Source organism: Methylomonas sp. 2F7, from assembly GCF_057126975.1.
Window position 1 is genome coordinate 1217864 of the sequence record NZ_CP195203.1, and the last position, 21788, is coordinate 1239651.

Sequence of the window (21788 nt, forward strand, 5' to 3'; positions counted from 1 at the left end):
TAAGCGTGCGTGTTTGACAAAACAGTAACGGTCTAATGCCTTAGCCTTAAACCGTATAGGTTGTCGATGCGGTTTTGCCGCCGTGTCCGGTCCAGTCGGTATGAAAAAACTCGCCTCTGGGTCGGTCGGTACGTTCATACGAGTGCGCGCCGAAATAGTCTCTTTGTGCTTGCAGCAGATTGGCTGGCAGTCTTTCGGTGCGGTAGCCGTCAAAATAGGCCAAGGCAGACGAGAAGGCCGGCGTTGGAATGCCCAATTGTATGCCCAGTATCACGGCTTGGCGCCAGCCCGCTTCGGCTTGTTTCATGGCATCGACGAAGAAATCGGCCAGCAGCAAGTTTTCCAGATCGGGGTTTTGCTGGTAAGCCTGTTTGATGTCGTTCAGAAATTGGCTACGAATGATACAGCCGCCGCGCCACATCAAGGCAATCTCGCCGTAATTCAGCGCCAGTTTGTATTCCTTGGCGGCTTCGCGCATCAGCCGAAAACCTTGTGCGTAGGAAATGATTTTCGAAGCGTATAAGGCTTGGCGGATAGCCTGAATCATCGCCGCTTTGTCGCCGCTAAAGCTGGCGCTGGTTTTCGGCAAGGCTTTGGCTGCGCGGATGCGCTCGTCTTTTTGCGCGGACAAACAGCGGGCAAAGACAGATTCGCCGATCAGTGTCAGCGGGATACCTAGGTCCAGCGCATTGATGCCGGTCCATTTGCCGGTGCCTTTTTGGCCGGCGGTATCCAGAATGCTGTTCAGCAAGGGTTGGCCGTTGTCTTCTTTGTAAGCCAGGATGTTGGCGGTGATTTCGATCAAATAAGAGCTTAATTCGCCTTGATTCCACTCGGCGAAAATTGCCTGCATTTCATCGGTGCTTAAGTTCAGCCCTTCGGCCAACAATTGATACGCTTCGCATATCAGCTGCATGTCGCCGTACTCGATGCCGTTATGCACCATTTTTACGTAGTGGCCGGCGCCGTTATCGCCTACCCATTCGCAGCAGGGGTCGCCGTCGACATGGGCGCTGATCGCCTGAAAAATCGGCTTAACCGCCGGCCAGGCTGCTTGGTTACCGCCGGGCATGATAGACGGACCGTGCCGGGCGCCTTCTTCCCCGCCGGATACGCCGGTGCCTACGTAGAGTAAGCCTTTTTCCTGCAAATATTGAGTGCGGCGGTTGGTGTCGGTAAACAGCGAATTGCCGCCGTCGATGATGATGTCGCCGGCTGACAGCAAGGGCAGCAAGTCGTCGATGTATTGATCGACGACAGTACCGGCCTTGACCATTAACATCACCTTGCGCGGCGATTCCAGGCTATTGACCAACTGTTCCAGGGAATGCGTGCCAATGACTTGGGTGTTTTTAGCCGGGCCGTCGAGAAACTCATCGACTTTGCTGGTCGTGCGGTTATACACCGCCACTTTGAATCCGTGGTCGTTCATGTTCAGGACCAAATTTTGTCCCATGACGGCCAGGCCGATTAAACCGATATTTGCTTTCATGTGCTTGCCTACTGTAAACGTTGTCGTTGTGGGGTTATGACACAATGTTGCTTAATTCTGGTTTCAAGAAAGACGTCCTTCCGTGGAAGGACGGATTTGGCAAAGTGAAACTAAGACGGCATTGCTTAAAACGTATGAATATCAGTCCACGAAAAACAGATTAGTCGCCCCGGTTTCCGAGGTGGATGCGTTTGCTCGCATTGCGCCAAACAGTTCGCGGCCCATGCCGAAATGGTGGCCGGTAGCGCTGTTCGGAGTCGGCACCCGGGCATCGAATTCGGCTTGATCCACTTGGACGTTGACTTCGCCGGTTTGGGTGTTTAAGGCAATGATGTCGCCGTCGCGGACTTTAGCCAGCGGACCGCCGTCTATGCATTCCGGCCACATGTGGATCGCCGACGGCACCTTGCCGGACGCGCCGGACATTCTGCCGTCCGTGACCAAGGCGACATGAAAGCCGCGGTCTTGCAATACGCCCAGCACCGGGGTCAGTTTATGCAATTCCGGCATGCCGTTGGCTTTCGGGCCCTGGAAGCGCAGCACTACGATCACGTCTTTTTCCAGTTCGCCGCGTTTAAAGGCCGCTACCACGTCCAATTGGTCATCGAAGACCATCGCTGGCGCAGTCACTACCTGATGTTTTTCCGCAACAGCGGAAATTTTCGATACGCCGCGGCCCAGGTTGCCGTGCATCACATGCAGACCGCCACCCGTAGCGAAGGGTTGTTCTACGCTGCTAATCACTTCCGGGTCCAGTGAGCTGGCAGGCCCTCGCTCCCAAACCAGTTTGTCGCCGTTCAAAGTGGGCACTTGGCTGTATTGAGCCATGCCGCGCTGGTCGCCGATGGTCAGAATGTCACCGTGCAATAAACCATGCTCGAGCAATTCCTGGATCAATAAACCCATGCCGCCGGCGGCCTGGAACTGATTGACGTCGGCCGGGCCGTTCGGATAAATCTTGGTCAATAACGGGATGGCTTTTGACAGATTATCGAAATCGTCCCAGTTGATGATAATGCCCGCCGCGCGGGCGATGGCGATCAAATGGATGGTGTGATTGGTCGAGCCGCCGGTGGCCAGCAAGCCGATAATCGCGTTGATGATGGCTTTTTCGTTGACGACGTGAGCAATCGGCCGGAAGTCGTCACCCAGCGCGGTGAATTTCAACACTTGTTTGGCGGCAGCCTTGGTCAGTTCGTCGCGCAACGGGGTATATGGGTTGACGAAGGAACTGCCGGGCAAGTGCAAGCCCATGATTTCCACCATCATCTGGTTACTGTTGGCGGTGCCGTAGAACGTGCAGGTACCGGGGCTATGGTAAGCCTTGGATTCCGATTCCAGCAGTTCTTTTTCGCCGACTTTGCCTTCGGCGAACTTTTGCCGAGTGCGGGATTTTTCCTTGTTGGAGATGCCGGTGGTCATCGGGCCGGCGGGTACAAAAACGGCCGGCAGATGGCCGAAGCTCAAGGCGCCGATCAGCAAGCCGGGCACGATTTTGTCGCACACGCCCAAATACAGGGCGGCGTCGAACATGTTGTGGCTCAAGCCGATAGCGGTGGAGAGCGCGATGACGTCGCGGCTGAACAGTGATAACTCCATGCCCGGCATGCCTTGCGTCACGCCGTCGCACATCGCTGGTACGCCGCCGGCAAATTGGGCGACACCGCCGGCTTCGCGTACGGCCTGCTTAATCAATTCCGGATAGTGTTGATACGGTTCGTGCGCCGACAGCATGTCGTTGTAGGCGGAGATAATGCCGACGTTGGCTTTCACGGCATGCGACAGGGCGTCTTTTTCAGCCGCTGAACACACGGCAAAACCGTGGGCCAGATTCGCGCAAGGCAGGTTGGTGCGTTGAGGGCCGTTGGCAATAGCGGCATCAATGCGGGCCAGATAGGCAGCGCGGCTTTCTCGGCTACGTTCCACCACGTCGGCGGTCACTTTTTCTAAAACAGGATGCATAAGCTCTCCAGGGCAGCAGATGGGGTGGTGTCGACGCGCCGAACGGCGTTTTGGAATCGAGAGTAAGTGGTTATGCGCGTCTAACCCACCCTAAAATTAAGCGACTAAGGTGCCCAATACAATTCCACCGGCACGTCTTCCTGATTCAATAAGGCCCGGATCGGCATGTCCTCTAACGGACCCGGTTTCTGGGCGCTGTTGAATACCGCCAACTTATCTTCGCCGGTGAACAAAATAACGATGCGTTCTGACTTTAATAAGGCGCTGCGGGTCAAGGTCAGGCGTTCCGTATTGGGGCCGGTCACTTCGCTCTGAATGGCGGTGATGGCTGCGGTCAGATTTTGATTGTCCTCGCTTAACGCATCGGCCAGACCTTCGGCGTGCGGAAACAGCGAGGCGGTATGACCGTCCGGTCCCATGCCGACGATGCTCAGCGTGAAAGGCTGCGGCAGTTTGGCGTAGCGGTCTTCGGTTTCGGCTTGGCCTTGTTTGGCTGTGCTAGCCAGGGTTTTCATACCGATAAACTCGACGTTTTTGGCGTTGTTGATCAGCAGACTGCGGCGGATTAATGCCTCGTTGCTGGCGCTGTGTTGATTATCCACCCAGCGTTCGTCCACCAATGCCACCTTGATTTTTTTCCAATTCAAATCGGATTTGGACAAAGCTTCGTAAAGCGGGGCAGGGGTAGTGCCGCCAGATACTAATAAAGTCGCTTGACCGTGTTTGCTGACGGCTTCGGATAAAACATCCTGGCATTCGGCGACCAAGGCGGTAAACAGGTGACTACGTTGTTCGAAAAAAAATTCTCTAACCATGTTCGTTGTTCTCGTGATGGATACAGATTGATTACTCTTCCCAGGAGCGGCCGTCGCGGGCCAATAATGCCACTGAGGCAATCGGCCCCCAGCTGCCCGCCGGGTAAGATTTTGGAGCGCTGTGGCTTTGTTCCCAGGCATCTTGGATCGAATCGACCCAGGCCCAGGCTTGTTCGATTTCCTCGCGGCTTAAAAACAGCGTCGGGTTGCCGCGCAGGGCTTCCAGAATCAGTTTTTCATAGCCGCCGAAGATGCTGTTCTTCTTGAAGGTTTCCGAGAAACTCAAGTCCAGCTTGGTTTGTTGCAATTTGATGTTGCCGTCTATGCCAGGCACCTTATTCAGCATCACCACGTCCACGCCTTCGTTGGGCTGTAAATGGATCACCAGTTTGTTGGCCGGCAAATCGCGGAAGCTGTCCTTGAAGATGTTATGCGGCAACTGCTTGAAGTTGACGACGATTTCGGTACGCTTATTGGGCATCCGCTTGCCGGTACGCATATAAAACGGCACGCCGGCCCAGCGCCAGTTGTCGATGTCCACCCGAATCGCCACGAAGCTTTCGGTGGTGCTTTCTTTGTTGGCACCTTCCTCTTCCAGGTAACCCGGCACCGCCGAGCCTTTGATGAAACCGGCGGTATATTGGCCGCGCACGGTTTTCTCTTCGACGTTGCGCGCAGTAATCGGCCGTAAGGCTTTTAATACCTTGATTTTTTCCATGTGGATGCTTTCCGCTTCCAGATCGGCCGGCGGCTCCATCGCCACGAAAGTCAGAATCTGCAGCAAATGGTTTTGCAGCATGTCCCGCAGCTGGCCGGTTTTATCAAAGTATTCCCAGCGGCCTTCGATGCCGATGTCTTCCCCGACCGTAATCTGGATGTGGTCAATCGTGTTGTGGTTCCAGTTGGTGGTAAAAATGGAATTGGCAAAACGCAGGGCCAGTAGGTTCAATACGGTTTCTTTGCCCAGGTAATGGTCGATACGGTAGACCTGATCTTCCTGGAATACTTCTTCGACGACATCGTTAATTTCCTTGGAGGATTTCAGGTCATGGCCGATGGGTTTTTCCATGACCATCCGTGATTCGGCAGTCAATACACCGCAACCTTGCAGACCCTGGCAAATGCTTTTGAATAGAAACGGCGCCACGGCGAAATAGTTGACCATCACCCGCTTTTCCGGATCAACTGCGGCATTCAACTGTAGATATTGTTCCGGTTGAGTCAGGTCGATTTTCAGATACGATAATCTTTGCGACAGCCGGCCCCAGATTTCGGGGTTTATCTCTTTGTGTAAGAACGATTTCAGGCTGTTATGAGCAATTTGGACGAAGCCTTCGCTGGTTTCCTCCAGTCGATCAACGCCGATAATGCGGGTATCGGCTTCCAGCAAATTGGATTTTTCCAGACGATACAACGAAATCAGTAACTTTCGTTTCGATAGATCACCCAATGCGCCGTAAATCACCAGGTCGCAAGGTTTGTAATTTTGATTTTTCATCAGTGATACCAGGAATGAAGAAGAGGGTTGATCGGCTTTGGCATGTCGATTTCAGCGCGCAAAATAAACGCACGTTGCAGGAAACTCTGGGCCCGGATCAGTCGAAAATGCCGCTATTATAATGTTCGTTGCCGGTTCGGAACAAGATCAAAGGCCGCCAGGGCCGGATTTACTTGGGTTGGTGGGGCACGAAACGGTTGCTTATTAGCCGAACATCTCGGTGGTATAACGATAGGCTTGCATCGTGTCCGACCAATAGGCGGCGGGTAAGCCGGCCTTTTGTTTTAGGTGTTGTAAAAACTGGGCGGGATCGGGTAAATCATCCCATACCGAGGGCAGGAAAGTGCCGCGCCGGCCGCCTTCCTGCAAGATGATGCCGTCGATGCCGGGGCGAAGTTGTGCAATCAGATCCGCTTCCGAAGCGAATTTCATCGCTACGGCGGGGCTAAGTACGGAAATATGCAGATCAAGATCGGCCAGTTCCTTGGCCGCCAGCGGCGGAAAACGCCGGTCGCGGAAAGCCGCCGCAAAGGCGTTTTCCGCTACATCTTCCACCAAAGGCCTTACCGCTTCCAGCATGCCGATACAACCGCGCAATTGGCCACGGCGTTCCAGCGTGACGAAAGTCGCGCAGATTTCGCGTAATTCCGCTGGATAGCTCTCCAAATCGACCGGTAACGGCCGACCGGTTTGCATGCCGTGGGCTATGGATTGCCGGGCTAGTTCCAGCAACCGAGTTTGCAAGGTTTTAGTCAACGACATACGCACCGTATCCCACCACTTGTTGTTTATCGCCTGCCGTGTCGCCGGAATTGCGCAGGTCTATGGTTTTAATTGATAGGCCTTTTTGTTGCAGCAGTTTCAGCAAGCCGTTGACCGGCACCTTGCCGCAGGCGGCCTCGCCGCAGATTTCGGTGTATTGCAAATGCTCTATCATTCGGCTGGTCGCCTGGTCCAGGCGTTTGGCGGTGTCGTAGTCGTGATAATGGCTTAGGTCCGAGCTGATGACCAGTAAGGTTTCATCGCCGCCCCACAACAGCTCCAGCGCCTGACTGACTTGCTCGGGACTGGCGTCGCCGGCCACGATGGGGACCAATGTGAATTGCTGTAACACGGCCTGCAAAAACGGCAGATGTACTTCCAGGCTATGTTCCAGGGTGTGGGCTTGTTCAATGTATTCGACAAACGGCAAATTCAATAAGGCTTCGATGGCGGCTTTATCTACCTCGACATCGCCGAGCGGTGTGGTGTAAGCGTGGGTTCTACTGACAGCCAGACCGCGAAACGCCACGCGATGTGAGGGACCGATCAGTACCACGCGGGTAATACTGGCAGCGGCCGGCTTCAAACGGGCATAGGCGGTAGCCGCTATCGGCCCGGAATAAATGTAGCCGGCATGCGGCACGATTATGGCTTTGGGTACTTTGCCGGTTGGGCTGACGTCCTGCAAATAGCCGGACACCGCGTCATGGAGTTGTCGGGGGTGGGCAGGATAAAACCGTCCTGCCACGGCGGGTTTTCTGTTCATGCGCTGATCCTTTTTTTAAAGTTTTAATACGATCAGAGGCCGGGTGGACCGCGGCCTATCAAAAAATTGAATACCACGCTCGCCCAGGGTTTATTCTACTGCTAACTCTTGCAGATAACGACCCGATTTTATGCTTGGGGTTCAAGGAGCATCGCCATGACTACTTTACTCAGCGCGGATACCGCAGCCACCCGTTATTGGCATGTGTTGGCGGACGGCAAGGTGCAGTGCGACTTGTGTCCGCGCTTTTGCAAATTGCATGAAGGCCAACGTGGCTTGTGTTTTGTGCGCCAGAATTTGGACGGGCAAATCGTGATGACCAGTTACGGCCGCTCCAGCGGTTTTGCTATCGATCCTATCGAGAAAAAGCCGCTAAACCATTTTTTACCCGGCACGCCGATTTTTTCCTTCGGTACCGCCGGCTGCAATTTGGCCTGCAAGTTTTGCCAGAATTGGGACATCAGCAAGTCGCGGGAAATGGACACCTTGATGAGCCGGGCAGCGCCGGAAGCGATAGCCAGGGCCGCTTTGGAACATGGTTGCAGCAGCGTTGCCTATACCTATAACGATCCGGTGATTTTCCACGAATACGCCATCGATACGGCTCAAGCCTGCCGGGAGCTGGGTTTGAAGTCTGTGGCGGTCACGGCCGGCTATGTCTGTGCGGAGCCGCGCGTCGAGTTTTATCGCTACATGGATGCCGCCAATGTCGATCTAAAAGCTTTTTCCGAAGATTTTTACCACAAGATCACCGGCGGCCATTTGCAAGCGGTGCTGGAAACGCTGCAATATTTAAAACACGAAACTCCGGTCTGGTTGGAGTTGACTACCTTGCTGATTCCCGGCGCAAACGATTCCGAGACGGAATTGGAAGCCATGACGCAATGGGTGGTCGAACATTTGGGACCGGATGTACCCATGCATTTCACTGCGTTCCATCCGGATTGGAAGATGACGGATACGCCGCCCACGCCGCGATCCACATTATTGCTGGCGCGCAGCATTGCCTTGAAAAACGGCGTGCGTTACGCCTATGTCGGCAATGTTCACGACAAGTCGGCGGAGAGCACTTATTGCCATAGTTGCGGCAAAATTTTGATCGGTCGTGATTGGTATGAGTTGTCGGATTGGAATTTGGACGCCGCCGGCAATTGCCGGTTTTGCGGTAGTTCCTGCGCGGGCGTATTCAATCCCTTACCGGGCGATTGGGGCGCTAAACGCCAGGCGGTAAGGCTTTAATTGGCTGATTTACCGCTAAGACCAAGCGTCCGCATTGATTTGGCCGATAGCCTGAAATGCGGGTTTGCAGAATAAGTAACCTTGAAATAGCGTGACGCCGCAGGCCAACAGAAAATCGCGCTCGGCCTTGGTTTCAATGCCTTCCGCCAGCACTTCGATGCCGAGTTCGCGGCAGATTTGCACAACCCCGGCGACAATCGCCTGCTTGGGCTTACTGAGATTGATGTCGCGTACTAAATCCATGTCCAGTTTCAGTACATCCGGCTGGAATTCGGCGAGCAGGTTCAGGCCGGCGTAGCCCGCGCCGAAATCGTCGATTGCGGTTTTAAAACCGAAGCGCCGGTATTCGGTGAATATATCGATTAAATGCGGACGGTCGGACACATCCTCGCCCTCGACCACTTCGAAAATGATGCGGTCTTTGGAAAAGTTGTAGCGTTGCGCAGCCTCAAAAGTCGAGCGGATGCAGGCTTCGGGTTGGTAAACGGCATTCGGCATGAAATTAATCGACACAAATTCTTGGATACCCAATCTCGCTGCGCCTTCCACGGCTTTAATCCGGCAGTTTTGGTCGAAGCGATAGCGGTTGGCATCGGTCACTTTGCCTAATATCGATGCGGCCGATTCGCCGTTAACGCCGCGCACCAGAGCTTCGTGCGCAAAAATGGTTCGGGCAAAAAAATTGACGATGGGTTGATAGGCAAAACTAAAGTCGAAATCCAGTTCCTCCAAGTCTCGGCAACGGTTACAACCGGGTAGGTCGTTACTGACGTTGGTCTGTGGGGAATTTGGCGCGGTTTTTTCTGGCATAGCGTATTCTCGAAATCGATATCAGGATGTTAGCCATCCTTGCTTAAGCGGGGGCGTTCTTTGCGGTCATAATTATCAAGTGTAGCGAAGTTCATTGGAATAAATGTTTAATTCGCAAGCTTTTGATGTTACTGGAGCAGCTTGATTTCAGGATTCACTTAAGTAGTTAAGTGTCAAATCCTAAGATTTAATTATTTGAACCAGCATGAACTTTGATTATGCATGGAAACTTGCATATGATAGTCCAACAAATTTAAGTCGGTGCCTGCTCACACTGTCCCTGCAAATATTCAGCAGGCTTGGCAAACGGAACTTAAGGGAATTCCATGAAAAAACCTCGATCACTCGATCACGACGGCCTGGATGGCATCATTCCGTCTACGGACAAAGCGCGGCTTAAATCCGGCAATCCGCAAGGCAAATCAGACAAAACCCTAAAAAAGCCTATGCACAGCAATGTGCCATGGTTGCTTGGTGTGATTGGTTCACTGGCCTTGCTTGCGGTATTTGTGCCGGATTTAACGCAAAAGCCGGAAGCCGTTACCCAGGCCGCAGCCCTAAATAATCAGGCAACGGCAGTCAAAAGCCCGGCGTCAGAGCCGCTTGTAGCCGCGGAAAATACTGATACCCCAGCGCCGCAGCCCCCAGCCGAAGCGGCTCCAACAATGGTTGCCGAGGCTAAATCGGATCACGCGCTTGCAGCAAATCAAAACGCGCAACAATCGGCTGCCGGCGATGCCGACATTCTGACCCCTGACGCGTTGCCTGAGTTACCCACCGAACCGACAGCGGCGGGTATTCCCAAAGCGTCAGCGGATAGCGTCGTGCAAACCTCTGTCACGACGCCTTTTACCGTGTATTTCAAATTCGATTCCAGCAAATTGACGCCGGAATCAGCTAATAGCGGCAACGAACTATTGAGCGCGGCCAAAGGCTGCCAGAAGCGGATAAAGCTGATCGGGCATACCTGCAATTTGGGTAGCGATGCCGCCAACTTGCAGTTGGGCTTGACGCGGGCCAATGCCGTTAAAAAACTGTTGATCGCCAAAGGTATCGGCTCAACAGCCATCTTCACCGCATCGGAGGGCATGAGAAAACCGGCGGCGCCGAACGATACCAAAGAGGGCCAGGCCTTAAATCGTCGGGTCGAATTGCAGTGTGTGGATAATTAACCGAATTGAAGAGGGTAGACGCCATGATACAAAACAGTAAATCAGACTATCAGATAGCCCAACAGCAAATTCTCGACGGCATTATTTCAGGCGAGTTCGATATCGAAAACCGCAAAGATTTGGGGCCCTTAATTCCAATCCGCTTGTTTCAAGCCCTGCGCATGGTGGCGTTGGGATCGAACGTGGAAGACATATTAGGGCAGGGCGCGCCGTCGCTGGTTTACCATTCCGGCCAGAGTTTGGGCTTGGCCATGGGGCAGATTGCCGCCGCCAATATCGATAAGGATTTGGAAACCTATGTCGGCAAAATCAAATTATTGTGCCGGCAGCTCAGCATCGGCTTGGTAGTGCCGGATAAAGTGGACTTGTCGGCGGGGGTGTTGGAGTTAAGGGTGGACGAATGCGTTTCCTGTGCCGGTATCCATCATGTGTCTGCGCCTATCTGCCATTTCGAAGCCGGCATGGTCGGCGGCATCGTCAGAACCTTTTTCAATCGCAATGTGAAGGCGACCGAAACCAAGTGCAATGCGCTGGGCGACAAGACTTGTTTAATCCGCGTCGATTTACTGTAGGTTGATAATTATTAAAAGAATCAGGAGAGCAGCATGAGTAGTAATGTCCAATTTCTCGACCCGCGAAAATCTCAGAACAACGAAATCGATTCCATTTTGCGTAATCTGATGAACATCCAGGGCGTATCGGCGGCGGCCATTGTCGACAGCGACGGCTTTGTCACGCATATCCACCGCGATTTCGAAATCAACACCGACGCCATCGGCGCCTCCGTGCAGGTGGTATTCGGCGCGGCGGCGAAAGCGGCGCAACACGTCGGCCATCATTTGACCAATATGGTGATTTGCGAAAACAACGATGGTTATATTTTATCCACGCCGATTGACGGGGGCTTCATTTTGGCTCTGGTAACCCAGCGGGAAGCCTTGTTGGGCCGGGTGCGGTTTGAATTGAAAGAAACCATTCCGGTATTGAAAAAATTGTTCACCAGTTATCTGGCCAATTAACCGCTGCCTAGAGCCTAAATATGCATTGGTTTGAATCGCAGTTGGCGCAGCTCGATACGCTCGCCGACGATTATCTCGCCGCGCGCCGACAACCTGCGGCCGACATCGTCAATGTCAGCGAAGCCACCCGCCTAAAGCGCGCGGCATTTATCGACGCCGTGCAGTCTGTGGTGGATAAAGTGGTCAAGATCGATGGCGTAAGCGCTTGCGCAGCCTACCACGACGGCCTGATTCTGGCCCAATCTGCGGAAGCGTCCAATATGGATGCGTTCGGGGCGATTATTCAGGAAACCATTCGTGCCGCTCAGCACGGTGAAAGCTCGCTGGGTCTGGGCGAGATCGAACAGATCGTCATTGTCGGTGCCGTAAACAAGCTGGCAATGCTCAGCGTCGGGCCTATCATTTTGTGTATCTCCAGTCCTAAGGGCGTCAATTTGGCCTCTGTGTTGAGTCAGGCCAAATAGACAGCGGCAGCTGTCTACACAACGTCGTTTTCTTCCTTCTCGCAGGGTGGTTGCGAGAAACGCCATTCCCCTTCTTCGTAGAAATTGCCCTCCGTTACCAACTGAACTAAGCTGATTAGTGAACGGCGGGTGTTGTCCCGCGGTTTCAAAAAAGAATAACTAGATCATCGTTATTTACCCGGCCCTATTGATCACGGGGATGCCGTTCGGGCTGAGCTCGTCGAAGTCCAGGCGGGTGTGGGCAATGTTTAAGGGCCGGGTTAATAAATCACTGAGGGGGATGCAAAATGAGAGACTACTGGTCTAAATTTGGCGTCGGCATGGCTATCAGACTGGCTTTTGTGTTTGGTGTGCTGCGCCAGCCGATCACGATGGCGGCGGAAATCGGCGGCGACTTCGAAGCTGATTCCCAGGCTGGCCAGACGTTTTCGGCTGATATGAAAGCGGCTGACGATACCGTTACCGGCACCAATCTTGCCGAACAGGCCGATGACGCCAGCAGGGATGTTGCGGATATGGATCTGCTGGAGCTGGTGAATGTCAAGGTGTCGCCGTTCGATGTCTCCTCTCAGCTCGATAGCGGGTACCTCGCCTCGAATTCAGTGTCCGGCTCCCGTTTCGATGCGCCGATCAGCGACTTGCCGTTTGCGCTGCAAGCCTTCACCGAATCCTTCATCAAGGATCAAAAGCCCCGCGATATTTTCGACATAGCCCGATATTCGCCAGGAGTCACTTACCGCAGCAACGACTTCAACGAAGGCAACGCTAACTTGGCCATTCGCGGCTTCGCGGTTGGATCTTTGGCCGGCGGCAATATCCACACGCTGCGCGACGGCGTCCACGGTCCGTCCATTCTGGATTTCACCAATATCTCGCGGCTTGAAGTGGTCAAGGGGCCGGCATCGTTTCTGTACGGTCAGGTCGCACCGGGCGGTATTGTCAACGTCATCACCAAAAATCCGCAACGTCAATTTGCCGCCAATGCGGATGCGCGTTACGGCTCCTACGGCGAGTACCGTTTCGATGTTGACGTGACGGGACCGGCTACAAAAACCTTGTCCTACCGGTTGGCGGCGTCCTACGACCAGGATATGCATTACTGGGAGCCCTACGATGCGCATTCCTGGAATATCTCGCCTTCTTTGCTTTGGCAACCCAGCGACCGCCTCAGCGTCTCGGTAAAATACGAAAACTTCGAAAAAATTGAAGAGCCCCAGCTGATGCAAAAGCCCGGCTACAGCACCCAGGCCGGCGTGTTGCCTTCTGCCGCGGACCCCAACCTCTCCGGCGTCGATGTTCCAGGCTTGCCCAATAATTGGAACAGCATGGCCTACAGCGACTATCGGCATAGCAACACCCATAATCTCAGCACCTGGATAGATTTCAAGGCTGACGAACACTGGAATCTGCGTACCGGCTATTCGCATCTGGAATACGATGTCGATGCGTTGTTTACCGGTAACTTAGGCATGAGTAATAACACCACGTTGTTGCAGGGTCGCCGGGTCAGGCAGCAAGCCTATAGCAACCGCGACGACACGATAGAACTGCAAGGCGTCGGCAAGTATGACCTGGGCTTCGCCAGTCTGCGCTTGCTGCTGGGCGGTCAATACATCGATCGCAACTTCCATCGCACTGCCGGCCAGGCGCCTAACGATCCGGCCTTGGGCAGTATTCCCACCGCTTCGCCCTTGCCTTTGTGGGATCTTGGCAATCCCAGCACCTGGAACCGCAATACGGCGATACCCTTATCCCGGCTGACGACCAGCGGCTCCGACGAGAATTTGAATGCGGTGGACAAATCGGTCTACGGCAGCTCTACCTTCGGTTTTTTCGATGACCGATTGTTGTTGTTGACCGGTTGGCGCTGGACTTCGACAGAAAGCCAATACACAAACCGCCAGACCGGCCAGGCCCAAGCTTCCACCGCGAGCACGGTCACACCCCAATATGGCCTACTCTACAAACTGACACCCGAATGGTCGTTGTTCGCCAGCTACGCCGAATCCTTTGTGCCCGGCACTTTTCCGGTCAACAATCTCGATGGCACCTCGTCGATTCCTAAGCCGACCGAGGGCTGGGGCTACGATGTCGGCGTTAAGGCGGACTGGTTTGGCGGTCGGTTGTCCAGCACGCTGACTTACTTCGAGATCTTAAATAAAAACATCGTCAACGATATGGCGTTGACCAACTCCGCCGGCGGCATCACCATCTACGGTCTGCAAAGCGGCGAACAGCGTTCCAGGGGTATTGAATGGGACGCCACCGCTAAACTGACAGACGACTGGCAACTCTATCTATCCTACAGCTACATGGACGCCAGGATCACCGAATTCAGCGGTCGGGACTATGCCATCCTCGCCCAAGATCCCAGCACGCTCGACGCGGCTGGGCGGGCTAACTACAAGAACGTCAATCGTTTCCACAACGCTCCGCTGCAAATGAGCGCACCGCATCTGGCCAACCTGTGGACGCGTTATGACTTTAGTGTGGAGGCGCTGCGCGGCCTGCATCTGGGCGGCGGTGTCAATCTGGTCTTCGATCAGACTTTGTTACCCGATAGCCCGGCTAGCTCGCGGCAAACTTATGCCTTGTTGAACGCCTTGATTGGTTATACCTGGGAAGTGGGCGGGCATAGTATGAGCGTGGATCTGATGGGCAAAAATCTGCTTGACGAACAATACCGGCCTTCGCAAAGCAGCCGTAGCAGGCCCCGCGAGTTGATGATCAACTTTTCGGTGAAGTTCTGACCAGGGGCTAAGACTATGAAACTAGCCGACTATTGGTATCGGTTCGCTGCGGTAAGCCGGTGCGCCTTGGACGTTGCCGATATTGGGATTTATGCTGGATGTGTTACGCAAGGAGTAGGGGTTTGAGCGCGAATGGGGAGCTGTGTTGCGAACACTGCGCCGGCAATAGGGTATGTTCGAGGCGCAATGCCAAGGCAGCTCTTTGGCTGGTTGCGCTACTGCTGTTGCCCGGGTTGGCAGTCGGCCAGGAGGTGGTAGTAGATAACCCCTACAAAGTAAAAGCGGCCTTTCTGCGCAATTTTGCCCATTACGTCGTTTGGCCGGAACAGGCGCTTCCAGCCGGCAATGCGCCTTGGTGTATCGGAATTCTCGGACCCGATCCGTTTGGCGATATTTTGGAAACGACCTTGCGGGGGCGGACGGAGCAGGGCCGTACTTTTGTCATTGTTCGCGCCGCTACCCTGGCAGAGTTGCCGCCGTGTCAGATTGTGTTCATGACTTATGCGGATCCCGCTAAACGGCGCACGGCGCTTGCTGTATTAAAACAGCAACCGGTTCTGACGGTCAGTGACGAGCCGGAATTCTTACCGGATGGTGGAGTCATAGGGTTTCAAGTGACGGATAGGGTGCGGATGAGCATCAACCTCGACCAAGCCCGAGCGGTTTCCTTGACGATTCAGACCAAAATGTTGGAAGTTTCCAGCGAGATTTTGGAAAACGGCGAGATGCGCCGAATGAGATAAGCCATGTCCATCCATGCCACTATTTACAACAGACTTGCGGCCGTGCTTTGGGGGGCGGCGCTGTTGGCGTTTGTGTTGGCTGTGGCTGGGCTGGCACTGTTTCACCGCATGACCTTGGAACAACGCGTCCGGCAGATCATGGAACCTTACGCGCAGTTGGTCGCCGTGGGTACAGAGGCGGCGGTGGCTTTCGAAGACCCCGTGCGGGCTCAGGAAGTTCTGGATACCTTGCGCGCCAATCCGCAAATTCAAGAGGCGGATATTTTTTTGGATATAGGAAGGATGCTGGCCAGCCTCAACCACACCGCCTCCGAGCCGCCGCGGAATATGCCTGCCTTGCCCGATGGTATTTATTTAAACCACGATACCGCAGAGTTGCTGCAGGGGCTAAGCAAAGGCGGGCGTCTGCGCATTGTGATGGGTTTGGAGCAATTGAGTCAGCAAACGCACCAGTTATTCTGGTTATTCGGTGCCGGCATGCTGGTGCTGTTGGCGGCTACCTTAGGGCAGCTGGCGGTGCTGCGACGCACTATCATCCGGCCGATTGCTTCCTTAACAGTCGCTACCGAGCGGGTTCGGCAATCCGCTGACTACCGGCATCGAGTTCCTGCCGTCGGTACCGATGAGGTAGCGCGTTTGGCGCAAAGTTTCAACGCGATGATGGCTGCGGTGGAGGAACGCGAAATCGAACTGTCCCGGCTTAACGTCTTTCATCGCACGATTTTGGACAATGCGGCCTACGCTATTGTCTCTACCACCACGGACGGCACTATCACCAGCTTCAATTTAGCGGCGGAGCGCTTGTTGGGTTATACGGCCGATGAGTTGATAGGCAAACAAACGCCGGCGCTTTGGCATGATAGGGCAGAGGTCGAGCGGTACGCTCAGAAATTGACTGAAGAACTGGGTGTCTTGATTTCTCCGGGATTCGACGTCTTTACCGCGCGTCCCCTGCGCAATCTGTCCGAAGAAAACGAGTGGACTTTTATCCGCAAGAACGGCATACGCGTGCCGGTGAATCTTTCCATAACGGCCTTGCAGAATGAGGACGGCGGCATCAGCGGATTCGTCGGCTTGATCTACGATCTTACCGAGCGTAAACAGGCCCAGCACCAACTGCAATTGCTGACTTTTGCCCTGGATCAGGTGAAGGAATCCATATTTCTGATGCCGGAGAACGATCCGAAGTTTCTCTATGCGAGCCAGGGTGCCGCCACCAAACTAGGATACAGCCGTGATGAGCTTACCAGCGGTATGGGGGTGTTTGACATTGATCCCGGCTGGTCGCCGGAAGTGTGGGAGAAATTTTGGCCGGAGTTGTCTGTGCGCCGCCAAATGCAATTCGAAACCCATCACCGGACGCGTGATGGCCGTGTGTTCCCGGTAGAAGTGACCGGTAACTACTTTGAGTTCGACGGGAAGATATACAACCTGGCAATTTGCCGGGATATTAGCGAGCGCAAAAACGCCGAGAAATTGTTGTCTGAATACGCCGCGATTGTTGAATCCACTGAAGATGCCATCATCGGTAAAACCCTCGACAGCATCATCACCAGCTGGAACAAGGGTGCGGAGCGCATGTTCGGCTACAGCGCCGACGAGATTGTCGGCGATTCGATTGCTATCCTGATACCCGACGAGTGCCGGAATGAAGAGAGGGAAATCCTGGATAGAGTGCGACGCGGAGAATCGATCAGACATTATGAGACGGTCCGCCGCTGTAAGCATGGGCAATTGATTGATGTCTCGGTAACGGTGTCGCCGCTGCGAAATTCGCAAGGCCAAATTGTCGGGGCTTCCAAAATTGCCCGCGATATCACTGATCGCAAACGCGCGGAAAACGAACTGATACGCTATCGAAATGAGTTGGAAAATACGGTACAGCAACGCACGGCTGAACTGCTGCTGGCTCGCGATGCCGCCGAAGCGGCTAATAAAGCCAAGAGTGTGTTTCTGGCCAATATGAGCCACGAACTGCGCACACCGATGAACGCTATTCTCGGCTTTTCCGGCATTCTGCTGAAAAACTCCCGGCTTCAGGACAGTGATCGCGCCAACGTCGAAATTATCAATCGTAGCGGCGAACACTTGCTGAACTTGATCAATGAGGTGTTGGAAATGGCCAAGATAGAAGCTGGCCGCGTCCAACTGGAAGAGGCTCCGTTCGATTTGGGGGAAATGGTGCTGGATGTGATAAAGATGATGCAGGTACGCGCTGCCGAGAAAAACCTGCAATTAGTCGTCGATCAGTCTTCGGCATTTCCGCGCTATATCATCGGGGACCAGGCCCGTTTGCGCCAGGTATTGATCAATCTGGTGGGCAACGCGTTGAAATTTACCCAGCAAGGTGGGGTCGTAATACGCCTGTCCACCAAGAACAACGCTATTGCCCATCTGTTGATTGAAGTGGAGGATTCCGGCCCTGGTATTACGGCTGAAGACCAAAAGCACATTTTCGAACCCTTTGTGCAGATCGGGCCGCTTGCCGACAACAAAGGCACGGGGTTGGGTTTAAGCATCACCCGGCAATTTGTGCAATTGATGAAGGGCTCTATCAGTCTGGAAAGTTCACCGGGACAGGGTTCGCTGTTTCGCATCGATGTGCCGCTGAAGCAGGCGCAGGCAGCCGATATTACCGATTTGTACCGATTGGAAGAACGCATGGTTCTGGGGCTGATGCCTGGGCAGGATAATTATCGGATTCTGATAATCGAAGATCAGCTGGAGAATCAATTATTGCTGGTGAATCTGATGGAAGCGGTGGGCTTTCAGGTTAAGGTAGCCGAAAATGGCGAGTTGGGCGTGGCATTATTCCAAAGCTGGCAGCCGCACTTAATCTGGATGGATAGGCAGATGCCGGTCATGGATGGTTTGGAAGCGACTAGAATCATTCGAACCTTGCCGGGCGGCAAACAGGTGAAAATAGTGGCGGTCACGGCGTCGGCTTTCACCGAACAACGGACGGATATCATGGCGGCCGGCATGGACGACTTAATCTGTAAGCCTTACCGAGCCAACGAAATCTACGACTGTCTGACCCGGCTATTGGGCGTGCGCTATGTTTATGCCGACCCGCCGGCAATGCTGCCCGAGGACCTGATTTTGACCCCGGAGATGCTCGCAGTAGTGCCGCAGAATTTACGCGAGGATTTGGAGTTGGCGGTGAAAAATCTGGATAGTGAGCGTATAGGTGGCATTATTCAGCAGATTGCAGCGTACGATCTGCGGGTGACCGCCGCATTGACTCGGCTTGCCGAAAGTTATGAGTATCCGACGATACTCAAGGTACTGGGGACGAACTAAAACATCATGATAAATACAGGCAAAATTCTGGTCGTTGACGACACTTCGGCGTCTTTGAAGTTGCTGTCGGACCTTCTCAAGGCCGAAGGGTATGAGGTGCGCTCGGCGATAAACGGCGAGCTGGCGGTTAATTTTGCCATCGCCAATCCGCCTGACTTGGTGTTGCTGGATATTCTGATGCCCGGTATGGGGGGCTTTGAGGTTTGCCGTTTGCTCAAAGCGCATCCCGATACCCGCAATGTGCCGATTATTTTCATCAGTGCGCTGTCCGAGCCGGATGAAAAAGTCCAAGGCTTCAAACTCGGCGCGGTGGATTTTGTGACCAAGCCGTATCAACGTGAGGAGTTGCTGGCGCGCGTGCGTACGCATCTGGAAATCGACCGCTTGCGCAATCATTTGGAAGAACTGGTGGAACAGCGCAGCCACCAACTACTGGAAAGCGAGAAAAAGCTCAGGACCAGTCTGAACGACCTGGTGGCGGCTCATAGCCTAATGCATACCTTGCTGCACACTATTCCCGATCTGGTCTGGTTAAAGGACCCACAGGGCGTGTATATCACCTGCAATCTGCAATTCGAACGCTTATACGGCGCCAAGGAAGCCGACATTGTCGGCAAGACCGATTACGAGTTTACCTCCAGGGAACTGGCCGACTTTTTCCGGGAGAATGATCGCAAAGCCCTGGCTGCCGGCCAGGTTTGCGCCAACGAAGAATGGCTGACTTTCGCTGATAACGGTTACTACGGCTTGTTCGAAACCCTGAAGACACCGGTGTTGAATCAGGACGGCAAACCGATAGGCGTGCTCGGAATTGCCCGCGACGTGACCGAACGTAAGGCGGCAGAAGCGAAAGTCCAACGCCACATGCAGCTGTATGCGGCCTTGAGTCAGTGCAATAAAGCCATCGTACACAGCGCCGACGAAACCGAATTGTTTCTGGGAATCTGCCGCGCCGCCGTGGAGTTTGGCGGTATGAAAATGGCATGGGTTGGCTTATTTGCCGCTGATCGGTGCTGCATACGCCCGGTCGCCAGTTTCGGCAAAGGTGCGGAAGAGTTGGCCACGATAGACATGTCCATGGCTGCCGACAGCGCTTTCGGCCACAGCCCTACCAGCATCGCGATCCGTGAACAACGCCCTTACTGGTGCCAGGATTTTATTAACGATCCGATTACCCTGCCGTGGCGAAAACAAGGTTTGCGCGCCGGCTGGGCCGCGTCGGCTTCGTTGCCGTTACTTAGAAACGACAGGGTGGTCGGTGCATTCGTACTATACGCTGACGAGGTTAACGCCTTCGACGATGCTGCGCGCGACCTGTTGGTCGAAATGTCGATGGATATTAACTTTGCCTTGGAAAATTTCAGCCGCGCGTTGGCCCAAAAACAAGCGGAAGCGGAGATCGAGCGTTTAGCGTTTTACGATCCGCTAACCAATCTACCGAATCGCCGTCTGCTTTACGACCGCCTGCAACAAGCAATAGTGACTAATGCCCGGCATGATAAACACGGCGCGGCCTTGTTTATTGACCTGGATAACTTCAAAGCGCTTAACGACACCAAAGGCCATACGATTGGCGACTTGCTACTGATCGAAGTCGCCCAACGTCTCCGAGATTGTGTGCGCGAAGGTGATACCGTCGCCAGGCTGGGCGGCGACGAGTTTGTGATGATCCTCAACGGTCTGAGCCCGGATGAAACGCTGGCGTCTGCTCATACCAAAAAGCTGGCCGGCAAAATCCTTTCTGCTATTGATCAACCCTATTCTTTGCAGGGATACGATCACCATTGTTCGGCCAGCATGGGGATCTGCATGTTCCGGAATCAACCTACTACGGCGGAAGAATTGCTGAAATACACCGATACCGCCCTATACCAAGCCAAGCGCGGCGGCCGTAACAAGCTGCTGTTTTACGATCCGGTCATGCAGGCCGCCTTGGAAACACGCGCGGTATTGGAAAGCAATTTGCGCGTGGCACTGAGCGAGCGGCAATTGGTGCTGTATTACCAGATGCAAGTCAACCACGCCGGTCAGATTCTCGGCGCGGAGGTATTGATACGTTGGCAGCACCCGCAACGCGGTTTGGTTTCGCCTTTGGAATTTATTCCACTGGCTGAGGATACCGGTTTGATCTTGCCGATAGGCAAATGGGTTATGGACTCGGCTTGCGCCCAGCTCAAAGCTTGGGAAAACGATCCGTTCAAGTCTAAGCTACAGCTTGCGGTTAACGTCAGTGCCATGCAGTTTCATCAAGAGGATTTCGCTGAGCAAGTGCAGCGAACGTTGGCGCGCTACGATTTGAGTCCTAATCGGCTGAAACTTGAGCTCACCGAGAGTTTGGTGCTGGACGACATTGACGATGCGATTGTAAAAATGCAGCGACTGCGAGATTTTGGCGTGCGTTTCTCGATGGACGACTTTGGCACCGGTTATTCGTCCCTGTACTATCTGACCAAGTTACCGATTGATCAGTTGAAGATCGACCAGTCCTTCGTACGTAATATTAAGTTATCCCAAAGTGATGCGGTGATTGTGCAAACCATCATCGGCATGGCCGACAACTTAGGTATCGAAAGTATCGCCGAAGGCGTTGAAACCGAAGAGCAGTTGAGATTCTTGGAACAGCAAGGGTGTCATTTATATCAGGGCTATTTCTTCGGTAGACCGGTACCGTTGGCTGATTTTGAAGCCCAATGCGATTATTCGGTGCAGCTCGGTTTACGGGCTAAAGAAAGTTAGAGGTGGATGACTTGCCCATCTTCTGCCTGCACAAAGGCTGAGGCTTGGCGGTATAGTCTATGTGTCTATGCTGCTTACTTTGTTTTCAAGCGCCGATTCCCAAGACATCAAAAGCTTAGGCTGGCAAACTTGGAGTGGCTCAGGGGTTGTTGCCGCTTCGAAGAGATAGCCTTGAAACGCAATTTTGAACCTGTTGTCGCTGGCATGCGATTAGATTAAGTTACCCAGGTAAAACGGCAACAACCAGTGGTTGAGCT

The 21788-nt window shown here is 53.8% G+C and carries 16 protein-coding genes; 9 read left to right on the forward strand and 7 right to left on the reverse strand.

The features are described from left to right. Positions 1–46: 46 nt before the first annotated feature. From gnd to amrB, 6 genes are all read right to left on the reverse strand, one after another. Positions 47–1492: a decarboxylating NADP(+)-dependent phosphogluconate dehydrogenase gene (gene gnd / locus ACR64Q_RS05635; protein WP_026604087.1), complete on the reverse strand. Its 1446-nt coding sequence runs from the start codon at positions 1490–1492 to the stop codon at positions 47–49. 141 nt (positions 1493–1633) lie between these two features. Continuing rightward, positions 1634–3454: a phosphogluconate dehydratase gene (gene edd, locus ACR64Q_RS05640; RefSeq protein ID WP_026604088.1), complete on the reverse strand. Its 1821-nt coding sequence runs from the start codon at positions 3452–3454 to the stop codon at positions 1634–1636. A gap of 104 nt (positions 3455–3558) precedes the next feature. After that, positions 3559–4269 carry a 6-phosphogluconolactonase gene (gene pgl, locus ACR64Q_RS05645; RefSeq protein WP_026604089.1) on the reverse strand — a complete coding sequence of 237 codons (711 nt, stop codon included), beginning with the start codon at positions 4267–4269 and terminating at the stop codon, positions 3559–3561. Between the two features lie 31 nt (positions 4270–4300). Further along, positions 4301–5767, reverse strand: a complete 1467-nt coding sequence (gene zwf, locus ACR64Q_RS05650; protein ID WP_313733878.1) for a glucose-6-phosphate dehydrogenase — start codon at positions 5765–5767, stop codon at positions 4301–4303. 204 nt (positions 5768–5971) lie between these two features. Beyond that, positions 5972–6529, reverse strand: a complete 558-nt coding sequence (amrA, locus tag ACR64Q_RS05655) for an AmmeMemoRadiSam system protein A (protein ID WP_313733879.1) — start codon at positions 6527–6529, stop codon at positions 5972–5974. Next, positions 6516–7295: an AmmeMemoRadiSam system protein B gene (gene amrB, locus ACR64Q_RS05660; RefSeq protein WP_313733880.1), complete on the reverse strand. Its 780-nt coding sequence runs from the start codon at positions 7293–7295 to the stop codon at positions 6516–6518. Before amrB ends, amrA begins: the two co-directional genes overlap by 14 nt. 156 nt (positions 7296–7451) lie before the next feature. Between amrB and amrS the strand changes: the two genes are divergently transcribed. After that, positions 7452–8534, forward strand: coding sequence for an AmmeMemoRadiSam system radical SAM enzyme (amrS, locus tag ACR64Q_RS05665; protein WP_313733881.1), 1083 nt, complete (start codon positions 7452–7454; stop codon positions 8532–8534). A 15-nt stretch (positions 8535–8549) separates the two neighbouring features. Here amrS and ACR64Q_RS05670 read toward each other — a convergent pair whose 3' ends face one another. Then, positions 8550–9344 (reverse strand): EAL domain-containing protein, encoded by a 795-nt coding sequence (locus ACR64Q_RS05670; RefSeq protein ID WP_313733882.1) that lies wholly within the window; start codon positions 9342–9344, stop codon positions 8550–8552. Between the two features lie 326 nt (positions 9345–9670). On the opposite strand from ACR64Q_RS05670, the gene ACR64Q_RS05675 reads away from it, so the two are divergent. The 8 genes from ACR64Q_RS05675 to ACR64Q_RS05710 all read left to right on the forward strand — a co-directional run bounded on the left by ACR64Q_RS05675 (position 9671) and on the right by ACR64Q_RS05710 (position 21531). Further along, complete coding sequence (locus tag ACR64Q_RS05675) at positions 9671–10516, forward strand: OmpA family protein (RefSeq protein WP_313733883.1); 846 nt, start codon at positions 9671–9673, stop codon at positions 10514–10516. Between the two features lie 23 nt (positions 10517–10539). After that, a complete protein-coding gene (locus ACR64Q_RS05680; RefSeq protein WP_020485518.1) occupies positions 10540–11088 on the forward strand; it encodes a V4R domain-containing protein in 549 nt (182 codons plus the stop codon). 33 nt (positions 11089–11121) lie between these two features. Beyond that, entirely contained in the window at positions 11122–11535 is a 414-nt protein-coding gene (locus ACR64Q_RS05685; protein WP_020485519.1) for a roadblock/LC7 domain-containing protein, read from the forward strand. Positions 11536–11555: 20 nt separating this feature from the next. Beyond that, on the forward strand, positions 11556–11999 hold the full coding sequence (locus ACR64Q_RS05690; RefSeq protein WP_026604096.1) for a roadblock/LC7 domain-containing protein: 444 nt from the start codon (positions 11556–11558) through the stop codon (positions 11997–11999). A gap of 287 nt (positions 12000–12286) precedes the next feature. Then, the gene (locus tag ACR64Q_RS05695) at positions 12287–14749 is read left to right on the forward strand and encodes a TonB-dependent siderophore receptor (RefSeq protein WP_313733884.1); all 2463 of its coding nucleotides are present in this window, start codon (positions 12287–12289) and stop codon (positions 14747–14749) included. 122 nt (positions 14750–14871) lie between these two features. Next, positions 14872–15492: a YfiR family protein gene (locus ACR64Q_RS05700; protein WP_313733885.1), complete on the forward strand. Its 621-nt coding sequence runs from the start codon at positions 14872–14874 to the stop codon at positions 15490–15492. 3 nt (positions 15493–15495) lie between these two features. Beyond that, positions 15496–18795 (forward strand): PAS domain S-box protein, encoded by a 3300-nt coding sequence (locus ACR64Q_RS05705; RefSeq protein WP_313733886.1) that lies wholly within the window; start codon positions 15496–15498, stop codon positions 18793–18795. A 6-nt stretch (positions 18796–18801) separates the two neighbouring features. Next, positions 18802–21531: an EAL domain-containing protein gene (locus ACR64Q_RS05710; RefSeq protein WP_313733887.1), complete on the forward strand. Its 2730-nt coding sequence runs from the start codon at positions 18802–18804 to the stop codon at positions 21529–21531. Positions 21532–21788: the final 257 nt, after the last annotated feature.